Raw genomic sequence first — 1,023 nt, 5'->3', positions numbered from 1 at the left:
TCTCACGCGCCAAGTCCAAGCCTGGCAAGACGATCGCAACCGAACGACGAAGGGCGTCGACTGGCAATTCACGACCCAACAAGCCCGCGTGAAACTGCGACGACTCTACCCCCAGCTTTTGGTGTGACAAGGGACTAGCCATGATGGCCCCAAGGCTGGAAGAGCTGCGTCGGGTACTGAAGAAAACCGGCTCGATCTACCTGCACTGCGACCCCACAGCCAGCCACTACCTAAAGATCCTGATGGATGCTGTTTTCGGAGTGCGTGGATTCCGAAACGAAGTCGTCTGGAAGCGCACGCCATTTTCCGGAAGCAGCAAGGCGCGAGCACGTCAGTTCCCGAAATCGCACGATGTTTTGCTCTTCTACGCGAAGGGTGACTCTTGGAACTGGGACGCGCCCACTATCCCCTACGAAGACAAGTATATTAAGCGGTTTAAGTGGGACGACGGAGACGGCCGTGGTGTGTATCGGAAGACTCTGTTGAAGACCTATTCCGAAGATACGCTCGAGCGACTCAAGAACGAGAACAGGCTGATCGAGCCGACCAAGGAAGGTGCGAACTACTCGTACAAGCAATATCTGTCGGAAAGCAGCGGTCGAAAACAGATCGACGACGTATGGACGGACGTGAACGCGATCAACCCGGTCGCCAAGGAGAGGCTCGGATACCCAACACAAAAACCAGTCGCTCTGCTCGAACGGATAATTGCCGCGAGCAGTACTCCGGGGGCTGTGGTTCTAGATCCCTTCTGCGGCTGCGGAACGACAATCGAGGCGGCACAGAAGCTAGGTAGGCCGTGGATCGGAATTGACATTACACACCTCTCTGTCGGGCTCGTGAAGCACCGAATCCGGGGTGCTTTCGTGGATGCGAGCTTCGAGGTGTTGGCGATCACGAGAAACCGTAGAAATCTGATCATCTAGCCGTGGTCGCGCGCGAGTGCTGGTTTCTCGTCAGAACGGCGAATCGGTGTCGGTCGGATCGGTGTCGAGTTCGCGATCGAGAGCCGCGAGGTAGTGT

The 1,023-nt window shown here is 56.6% G+C and carries 1 pseudogene; it reads left to right on the top strand.

What is annotated here, in order from left to right:
- Nucleotides 1-140 precede the first annotated feature (140 nt).
- Nucleotides 141-926 (top strand): annotated as a pseudogene (locus tag GY937_10245) (site-specific DNA-methyltransferase).
- The last annotated feature ends 97 nt before the right edge of the window (nucleotides 927-1,023 follow it).

Source organism: bacterium (assembly GCA_024228115.1).
GTDB lineage: Bacteria > Myxococcota_A > UBA9160 > UBA9160 > UBA6930.
Note: the sequence above shows the minus strand (reverse complement) of the source record. Positions and strands in the feature narration are given on the sequence as shown.